Source organism: Ferrovum sp. (genome assembly GCF_027317285.1).
Classification (GTDB): domain Bacteria; phylum Pseudomonadota; class Gammaproteobacteria; order Burkholderiales; family Ferrovaceae; genus Ferrovum.
Genome location: NZ_DAHVHV010000064.1, coordinates 1 through 8,480, shown reverse-complemented (window position 1 = coordinate 8,480; position 8,480 = coordinate 1). Strand labels below are relative to the sequence as shown.

Sequence of the window (8,480 nt, the reverse complement as noted above, 5' to 3'; positions counted from 1 at the left end):
GATTGGCCACTTCCCGTCCCTCTGTGCTTTGGGACTGGACAGCGGCGACGATATCCCCGACCCCGGCCATGATCTTTTCCGAACTCTGGGCGATGTCATCGATGGTACTGCCCGCTTTTTCTGCCATTTTTTCACCAAACCGCACCTTGTCCACAGCCAACTGGATGCGTGCGATGGCCTCCCTGGTTCCGTCGCCGATATCCTGCGAAACCTTGCCGATCAAAGCCCCGCTCTGAGCGCTCTGCCCCGCCAACTTGCGGACCTCGTCCGCCACTACGGCAAACCCCCTGCCCTGTTCGCCCGCCCGGGCCGCCTCGATGGCGGCATTGAGCGCCAACAGGTTGGTCTGGTCTGCAATTTCCTTGATGGCATTCACCAGTTCAGTAATCTGTCCTGCACGCTCACCCAACTGACGCACCGATTCGGAAGCCTGCAACACCTCATGGCTGATGGCGCCCATGTTGTCCACCACCTGTTCCACGATATCCTTGGCGCCGGACAGGGACCCCGCCGAAAGTTTTTCCACCATGCGCGCATTGTCCGCCGTGGCATCGATGCTGGTGGACATTTCTTCCACACTGGCCGCCGCCGCCTGCGCCGCTTCCGACTGCCGGGTGGACACTTCCGAGGCCACCTGGACGGCCTGGTTCATCTGGCGCGTACTCCCGCTGATGTTGCGCGCCGTGGCACTGATCTGATCGATCACGGCCCCCATCAGGACCTTGGTGGATTGAATTTCGCAAAGCAACCGGCCCGTCTCATCCCGCCCCGAGATATCCACCATGCGGCTGAAATCGCCATCCACGATCTCTTCCAGATGGGCGGAAACCTCATTCAGTGGGGCCGACACAAAGCGCCGGGCAACCCAGCCAAAAATGAAGAAGAGCAGGACTTGCAAGACCACCTGGGTCGTCACCATCATGAAGGTGATCAAGTACAGCCGATGGAAGTTTTCCGACAGGTCGATGGTCAGGTCGGAAGCCCCATTGGATGACCCGACTTCGACGACATGGCAGTTCAGGCAATCCGTTTCATGAAAATTGTGACTTTCGATATAGGGGGTGATGACGCGCATCATGGGACGTCCATTCACCCAGTTGATGGACGCATAGGGCAACGATTTGCCCGCCTTGACGGAGTTTTCGATCGTCTGCCTGACCAGAGGGTCATCCAGATGTTCTTCCGGCAATCCGGGGCCAAACTGATTCACGACCTGAGCCGTGCGCACCAGTCGCAAGGCCGCGAGTTGCTGCCCTTCGATGACCTTTTTGATCATCAACCGGCGGTTGTTGGGGTCGGTAATGGCGCCGGTGACCATCAGCATGTTGGCGCTGTCGATGACCTGCATCGCCACCCCATGCCCCTTCCCGGCTGCATCGTCGAAAATGGCTTTACGCAGTTGCTGGTAGGCCATCACGGAAGCCATCGTCAGCAAGATGAAGAGAACTGGTTGAACGGTCACCTGCATCTTGATCCGGATGGGGAGCCGGGCAAACCAGCGCCGCACGGAAAACCTCTGCGCTGGAGGATGCACGGGATGCTGACGATACAGGGCCTCGGCCGCACTCACTTCGTCCCGGGACGGTTTGCGTCGCAAAGACAGATACCCAACCACCTGCCCCTGACGTAGAATGGGCGACACGGTGGCCCGTACCCAGTAATGGTCGCCATTCTTGGCCCGGTTCTTGACGACGCCCCGCCACGGGTAACCGGCCTTGATCGTCTTCCACAAATCCTCGAACGCCCAGCGCGGCATATCCGGATGACGCACCAGATTGTGATTGGTCCCGATCAATTCGTCATGGGTGTAACCCGAGACCTCCACGAAGGCCTCATTGGCCTCGGTGACGATCCCCTTGAGATCCGTGCGCGTGATGAACACGTAAGAGTCGGGGTAGTCTATCTCCCGTTGCGTCACGGGGCCATTATTTTTCATGAGCGTTCCCTGTCTGAACCTTAATCTGCATCCACACCCGTACTATCGGATGATCCAACCCAAACTTGAGCGAGGGTAACCAACAGGCTGTAGCATACCTGTAATATGTCCCTCCTGTCACTGTCCAAAAGCCCCCTTTTACTGCCTCAATTCTCCCCTTTGGTCCCTTCCAAAAACCTTGCCGCAATGCAACAATACCCCGCTTCCTCGACAATTCCAGGCCCGCCGTGACCCCGACCCATTTTCTCTCCCTTTTGCACGCACGAACGTCCAGTTCCACCGTTTTCAACCCGTGGCGGGATACGGATCCCCTCAATGACGCCAGCCCGTTGGCCCCGCAGCAGCGCCTCTCCCATCTGACCCGCTATCTGGAAGAACGCCTGAACCGGGCGCACTGGATCCTGATTGCTGAGGCGCCCGGTTACCAGGGTGCCAAGTTTTCCGGTTGTGCCATGACCAGTGAACGGCGCTTGCTCGAAGATACGGGGGCCACGACCCAGCGCTTTTTTTCAGGAAACAAATTCCGCACCAGTGGAACGCTGCTCTCCAATGGTCGGCCAAATCCCGCCGGGGCCCTGGAACCTACCGCGACCATGGTCTGGAACACGATGCTGGAACTCGGTCACAGCCATGATTTCGTGTTGTGGAATGCCTTTGCCTGGCATCCCCATCATCCGCTCAGTCCCCTCACCAACCGAACCCCCACCGATCCGGAACTGGAGTCCGGCAAGGACACCCTCAAGGCTTTTCTGACCTTGTTCCCGCAAGGCCGACTCGTGGCCATCGGGCGCAAGAGCCAGGCAACCCTGGCCTCCCTCGGAATAAGCGCCCACCCGGTACGCCATCCCGCCAATGGGGGAGGCAGGCTGTTCCATCAGCAGATGCGCGAACTTCTGGCCGCCAGCGCCAATCCGTAAAGGGCTACCCGGTCCGTCAGAATGACCTGTACCGGCATGGCCTCCAGCAGGGGGCGCATGCGTCCCTTGTCCACAAAGGATTCCAGAAAACCGGGCTGGCGCAGGAGGGGCAGGATTTTAGGCGCAATCCCTCCCCCCACGTACACGCCGCCGCGACTCATCACCTTGAGCGCCAGATTGCCCGCCTCGGCGCCATACAGACAAACAAACCAATGCATCAATTCCACGCACAGGGGATCCGTGGCATCCAGTGCTGCCTGCGCCAGTACCGCACCCGCCGAGGCCCCTTCCAGGGCAGTCTGCAACCAGGCGGGGGGTGATGAACGCTCATGAGCCCGCAAAAACTCGTGCAGTTCGGGCAAGGCACTCCCCGAGACCACCCGCTCCCAGCTGACGTGGCCATGGCGCGCCTGAAGAAAGCGCCAGAGCGCCATTTCCCGCGCCGTGCGGGGGGCAAAGGAAGCGTGCCCTCCTTCCGTGGCGAAGGGATGAAAGCGGTTCCCGTCCCAATCAATCCCCGCCTCACCCAGCCCCGTTCCTGCCGCAATCACCGCACGATTCCCCGCGCTGGGTTCCCCATTCTGCAAGGAAAACAGTTCGTTCTCAGCCAGTGCAGGCAGCCCCCAGGCCACGGCTTCCAGATCATTGAGCAGAAGACACCCGACCCCGAAGCGTTGACGCAACACCGCACTCTCCACCACCCAGGGCAGGTTGGTCGCCTGTGCGCGCTGCCCGGAAACCGGACCCGCCACGCCCAGCGCCATCCCGGCCACCGGACAACCCACCTGAGCAACGTATTCCTCCAGCACGAGTTCCAGGGTGGCATAGTGCGGACTGGAGTACGTCCGCACCTCCGTCAACACCACCGCCGCACCCTCCCCCTCGGCCAAGGCCAGGCGGGTTTTGGTCCCGCCAATATCGCCCACCAGCGTTCGTTTCATCGTTCTCCCAACATCCAATCATCCCCCCTGAAGGTCGTCCTCAAAGGCCATTGTAGCGAGGAAGGTCTGTCTCGTGGGGCAACCCATGAACGCCATGCCGTTCCCGAGGGCCACGCAAAACCCGGACCATTGACCAATTTTTCCAGAAAACCCTTGCAAATTAAAAGCGGCTGTTTTAGTTTACCCATCATGTATAAAACAAGAAACCTGACCACCAAACTCCGCCAACTGGCTGCGGCTTTTCCTGCGGTTGCCCTGACAGGCGCACGCCAGGTGGGTAAGACAACTTTATTACGCCATCTTTTCCCTGACCACGACTATGTGGTGTTCGACCCCACCCAGGACCTGGAAAATGCGCGCCAGGACCCCGATCTGTTTTTTCTGAATCATCCTCATCCCATCCTTCTCGATGAAATCCAGTATGCCCCCGAACTGGTCAGTGCCATCAAACGGCAGATCGACGTCCATCCCGACCGTCGCGGATATTACCTGATCACAGGATCGCAGCAATGGCAAGTCATGAGTCATCTGGCAGAAAGTCTGGCAGGAAGAGTCGCACTCCTGGAATTGAGCGGGTTTTCTCTTACGGAACTGGAAGGTACGCCCAACGGTTGGCTGGACGCCTGGCTCACTTCCCCTGAGGGGTTTCTTGACCGGTTCCATCCTCCCTCTCTCTATCCCGCTCATCTCAGCGAATGGATATGGCGCGGGACCCTTCCCAAAGTCCAGGAACTTCCTCTCTCGCTCGTACCCGATTTCTGGAACAGTTACCACCGCACCTATGTCGAACGAGATGCCCGACTCGCCGGAAATGTTCAAGACTGGCAAGAATTTGGTCGGTTTGTGCGCCTTCTCAGCGCGTTGACTGCACAGGAAATCAATTACAGTCAACTGGGTCGGGAAATTGGATTGACCCCTCCCACTGCGCGCCGTTGGCTCAGAATCCTCGAAGCCACCTACCAATGGCACGAACTCCCAGCCTTGACCAACAATCTGGTCAAACGGATCAGTTCCCGTCCCAAAGGACATTGGGGCGAATCAGGACTGGCCTGTTTTCACGCACAAATCTCTTCTCCCCAGTCATTGACGGGTCACCCTCTCTACGGGGCCCTTTTCGAGACTGCCATGGTCAACGACCTGATCAAACAGGCGGCAATGCTCCCTCTCAAACCCTCTTGCCATCATTGGCGCAGCGCCGGAGGGGCCGAAGTCGATTTGGTCATGGATCGGGATGGCACGCTCCACCCCTTTGAAATCAAACTCACCACCCAACCCACCAAACGCCACGCTTCGGGACTGGAGGCCTTTCGGGCAACACATCCCAATGCAGGTCCAGGCGCCCTGATCTGTGCCGTCCCCGCCCCGCGCTGGATCACTCCCCAGGTACTGGCCATCCCCTGGAATCTGAGCACAGGCACGAATCCTCCCAATTGAAAGAAAAATACGGACTTCTGCTGGTTATTAAAAATACATGCCAGGGACTTGAACACTCACTGCGAGAACGGTCATGAATATCATGACCTATTTCGAATTGATTTTATCGGATCCTGATCGTATCATGGCATCATCTACATAAAATGACATATGGAGAAATAATGACACAAATTGCCGTCCAAGTGTCCCAGGGAGGCAGAATTGTCATCCCGGCAGATATCCGCCTAAAAATGGGGGTAAACATTGGGGATCAGGTTTTATTGAACTGGTCGGAGGAAGCCCACGAGTTGCGTATTGCCACGCGCAAACAACGCCTGAAAAATGCACTGAACCTGGTCAAATGCCATGCTCAGGCGTGTGATGACGTTGTAGGCAATTTCCTGCGCGAACGCAGACTTTCCAGCCAGGATGAATAAGGCGGTTCTGGATGCCTCGGCGGTCCTGGCTTATCTGTTTTCTGAAGCCGGAGCGGACCAGGTACTGCCCATCCTTGAAACAGGATCCGGATTGATTTCAGCCGTCAATTACGCCGAACTGGTCAGCAAACTGATGGATCAAGGCATGCCCACAGATATTGTCCATGAAACATTATTCAATCTGGAACTGGAAGTCCTCCCCTACGATAAGGAACAAGCGTTTCAAACCGGGGCATTGCGCCTACCAGGAAAAGCCTTGGGATTATCCCTGGGTGACCGCGCCTGTCTGGCGCTGGGGATGATCATGAAATTACCCATACTGACAGCGGATCGAGTTTGGAAAAATCTGTCACTACCCATAGAAATCATCGTGATTCGCGCCTAAAACAGGCGAACCAGGTGTGGGTGGTTATTCCCTTTGTTGTTTCATCAGTAGTAACAAAAATGATTGACGGATTAAAAAAGTGTTACTACAATTTGCTTCATGCACATTGAGTTCGACGCCAATAAAAACGACACCAACATCCGTGCCCGAGGTCTGTCGTTTGAACGGGCAGCGAATTTCGATTTTGAGACTGCGGTCTTTAAACAAGATACCCGGCGCGACTATGGCGAGATTCGCCTTCGCGCACTGGGCTACCTTGATGGCCGCATACACGCACTGGTGTTCACCGAAACTGCCAAAGGCATTCGGGTCATCAGTTTTCGTAAGGCCAACAAGCGTGAGGTACTGATGTATGAACAAGAAGCCAAATCCTGAATTGATTGACCATGACAACCCAGAATGGACGGCGCAAGACGTCAAAACCGCCAAGTCCTTCTCCAGCCTACCCGCAACTTTGCAGACCAAGTTGCGTAAGCGTGGGCCGCAAAAGTCACCACCCAAGGTGTCAACCACCATCCGCCTATCTCCTGATGTGGTACAGGCCTTCCGGGCTTCTGGAGACGGTTGGCAGACCCGCATCGATGCGGCGTTGAGGGACTGGCTGCGCACACATTCGCCTGCATAAGAGGCGATTGAGGCTTGGAAATCTGCGCGTTCTGACACCCGCGCAATGTCTGGAGGAATGGTAATGAGCACCTTGACAATTAGACTGCCAGATAACACAAGTGAACGGCTGAAATCACTGGCAAGGAGTCGCGGTCTGAGCATGAACAAACTGGTGGAAGAATTGAGTGCTCAAGCACTGGCGGCCTGGGATACCGAAAATCATTTCCGTGCCCTGGCTGCTACTGGCGACACGATCCAGGCACTTGCCATTCTGAACAGGTTGGATGACGAAGACAGAAGTCCGTCCGGCAACGAGTTCAGAGATAAAAATGCCCCGCCGAAGCGGGGCAAAGATACAACCGGCGCCCCCCCATCAAAGCGGGGGCGGTGATATTTTAGCGCAGTGACTGCACGTAGGCAGCCATGGCGCGTTTTTGTTGGTCGGTCAGACCGTTGGCCACCATTTCCATCACACCACCGGTGGGCCGTTCGAGCGCGGAATCCGGCACGCTTTCCTTGCCGTCCGCCGTCTTGGCATCGCGGTTATACACATTCAACTGCTTGTACACGTAGTCGGCGTGTTGTCCGGCCAGGCGTGGGATCACCCCATTGCCTTCGGCATTGGAACCATGACAGCCCATACAGGCAGGCACGCCCTTGTCCAGCAACCCTTCGCTGAAGATCTTCTGACCTTCGGCGATCAAGGCAGAATTGCCGTGAGCGGGGTTGGGCAGAGGTTTCTGGTTGGAGTAGAACGTAGCCAACTCATCGATCTGCTTGGGCGTGAAGTTGCGGGCAATCCCCCACATCATCTGCTGAGCAGCAGGATCCTTGCGGGACTTGTCGTGGAACGCCGTCATCTGAGCAACCAGGTAATCCTTCTGCTGGCCCGCCAGATTCGGGAAGGTCGGGTTGACGGAGTTACCGTTGACCGAGTTTCCAATGTTGCCATGACAGATCGAACACACCTGCTGAGCCAGCGTATTGCCGGACACGTTCGGGTTCCCCAGATTCCGACTCTTGGTGATGCCGGTGGAACATGCCCCCAGCGCCAGTGACAAGGCGGAAAGGGTCAGAATGGTCTTAACATTTTTCATATTCATCCCCTATTAATAAATGAACCCGAGGTACAGCATGGAGGTGTTGAAGTTCGCTGGACTGAACTTTGCAGCGTTGAACACCAAATTGTTCCCGCTGTTCACCCCACCCATCTGCGTGTAGAAGGTGTACATGTACCCGATCCGCAGGTTTTGGTATGGCTGCCAGAAGATGTTCGGAGTCCAGGAGGTCCAGTTCGGACTTCCCGTCGGAGAGCCTGCCCCATTGACTCCCATGGCATACAGACCTGTATCGCTGGACCCCGTTGCACTGGCGTAACTCAACTGTGCCCCGTACTTGGCTTCATAGACGTAGGTCGCATCCAGATAAGTCTCAGTCAGGTTGTCGGTTGCATTTTGAGCGATCAGCCCTTGCCAGTTTGCCACCCCTGGGGTGTTGTTCATCAATTCGCGGGTCACGCGGGCATGGGCGGCAAAGTAATGCGGATCGAGCACGTACTGGTACTGGGCATCCAAACCGACGTCATGATAAGCGCTGACCGGACCACCGGGCTGAGAATTCGACGTTCCGAAGAGCGGGGTGCCATACACATAGGACATCATCCCGTGAATCCCGGCCTCGAAACTGTTGGGGCCCCATTCCTTGTTGTAGGCAAAGCGGAAGTAGGGAGAAGGCTCCAGCAGTGACGTCACGCCTGTATTCCCGACCGATGTTGTGCCTGCGGTCAGGATGGAGAAGGGACCATGGGTGGGTGATTTGTAAATCGCCAGTTCACCGTACCAGGTC

At 56.8% G+C, this 8,480-nt stretch carries 10 protein-coding genes and 1 pseudogene; 7 read left to right on the top strand and 4 right to left on the bottom strand.

The genetic code is table 11. The features are described 5' to 3' along the window. A partial coding sequence (locus M6F29_RS10450) for a methyl-accepting chemotaxis protein (RefSeq protein WP_298159499.1) occupies positions 1-1,936 on the bottom strand: 1,936 nt, incomplete at its 3' end. Between the two features lie 227 nt (positions 1,937-2,163). On the opposite strand from M6F29_RS10450, the gene M6F29_RS10445 reads away from it, so the two are divergent. Next, entirely contained in the window at positions 2,164-2,853 is a 690-nt protein-coding gene (locus M6F29_RS10445) for a uracil-DNA glycosylase family protein (protein ID WP_297455746.1), read from the top strand. On the opposite strand, the gene glk is transcribed toward M6F29_RS10445, so the two are convergent. Continuing rightward, the gene (gene glk / locus M6F29_RS10440) at positions 2,811-3,794 is read right to left on the bottom strand and encodes a glucokinase (protein WP_298159495.1); all 984 of its coding nucleotides are present in this window, start codon (positions 3,792-3,794) and stop codon (positions 2,811-2,813) included. The genes M6F29_RS10445 and glk overlap by 43 nt on opposite strands. Before the next feature lie 189 nt (positions 3,795-3,983). On the opposite strand from glk, the gene M6F29_RS10435 reads away from it, so the two are divergent. The 6 genes from M6F29_RS10435 to M6F29_RS10410 all read left to right on the top strand — a co-directional run bounded on the left by M6F29_RS10435 (position 3,984) and on the right by M6F29_RS10410 (position 7,026). Beyond that, entirely contained in the window at positions 3,984-5,228 is a 1,245-nt protein-coding gene (locus M6F29_RS10435; RefSeq protein WP_298159493.1) for an ATP-binding protein, read from the top strand. 161 nt (positions 5,229-5,389) lie between these two features. Further along, entirely contained in the window at positions 5,390-5,644 is a 255-nt protein-coding gene (locus M6F29_RS10430) for an AbrB/MazE/SpoVT family DNA-binding domain-containing protein (protein WP_298159491.1), read from the top strand. Continuing rightward, the gene (locus tag M6F29_RS10425) at positions 5,637-6,029 is read left to right on the top strand and encodes a type II toxin-antitoxin system VapC family toxin (RefSeq protein WP_298159488.1); all 393 of its coding nucleotides are present in this window, start codon (positions 5,637-5,639) and stop codon (positions 6,027-6,029) included. The genes M6F29_RS10430 and M6F29_RS10425 overlap by 8 nt, the downstream gene beginning before the upstream one ends. A gap of 99 nt (positions 6,030-6,128) precedes the next feature. Further along, entirely contained in the window at positions 6,129-6,404 is a 276-nt protein-coding gene (locus M6F29_RS10420) for a BrnT family toxin (RefSeq protein WP_297497739.1), read from the top strand. Then, positions 6,382-6,654, top strand: coding sequence for a BrnA antitoxin family protein (locus tag M6F29_RS10415; protein WP_298159485.1), 273 nt, complete (start codon positions 6,382-6,384; stop codon positions 6,652-6,654). Before M6F29_RS10420 ends, M6F29_RS10415 begins: the two co-directional genes overlap by 23 nt. A 63-nt stretch (positions 6,655-6,717) precedes the next feature. Further along, a complete protein-coding gene (locus M6F29_RS10410) occupies positions 6,718-7,026 on the top strand; it encodes a ribbon-helix-helix domain-containing protein (protein WP_298159483.1) in 309 nt (102 codons plus the stop codon). A 4-nt stretch (positions 7,027-7,030) separates the two neighbouring features. Here the strand turns inward: M6F29_RS10410 and M6F29_RS10405 are convergent, their stop codons facing one another. Both M6F29_RS10405 and M6F29_RS10400 read right to left on the bottom strand, forming a co-directional pair. Next, positions 7,031-7,732: a c-type cytochrome gene (locus tag M6F29_RS10405; RefSeq protein ID WP_298159481.1), complete on the bottom strand. Its 702-nt coding sequence runs from the start codon at positions 7,730-7,732 to the stop codon at positions 7,031-7,033. Between the two features lie 12 nt (positions 7,733-7,744). Continuing rightward, positions 7,745-8,480: pseudogene (locus M6F29_RS10400) on the bottom strand (hypothetical protein); the annotation flags it as partial.

Excerpts from the sequence above, each read along its gene's own strand:
- glk (WP_298159495.1), bottom strand. The coding sequence starts at position 3,794 with ATGAAACGAACGCTGGTGGGCGATATTGGCGGGACCAAAACCCGCCTG.
- M6F29_RS10435 (WP_298159493.1), top strand. The coding sequence starts at position 3,984 with ATGTATAAAACAAGAAACCTGACCACCAAACTCCGCCAACTGGCTGCG.
- M6F29_RS10430 (WP_298159491.1), top strand. The coding sequence starts at position 5,390 with ATGACACAAATTGCCGTCCAAGTGTCCCAGGGAGGCAGAATTGTCATC.
- M6F29_RS10425 (WP_298159488.1), top strand. The coding sequence starts at position 5,637 with ATGAATAAGGCGGTTCTGGATGCCTCGGCGGTCCTGGCTTATCTGTTT.
- M6F29_RS10420 (WP_297497739.1), top strand. The coding sequence starts at position 6,129 with ATGCACATTGAGTTCGACGCCAATAAAAACGACACCAACATCCGTGCC.
- M6F29_RS10415 (WP_298159485.1), top strand. The coding sequence starts at position 6,382 with ATGAACAAGAAGCCAAATCCTGAATTGATTGACCATGACAACCCAGAA.
- M6F29_RS10410 (WP_298159483.1), top strand. The coding sequence starts at position 6,718 with ATGAGCACCTTGACAATTAGACTGCCAGATAACACAAGTGAACGGCTG.
- M6F29_RS10405 (WP_298159481.1), bottom strand. The coding sequence starts at position 7,732 with ATGAAAAATGTTAAGACCATTCTGACCCTTTCCGCCTTGTCACTGGCG.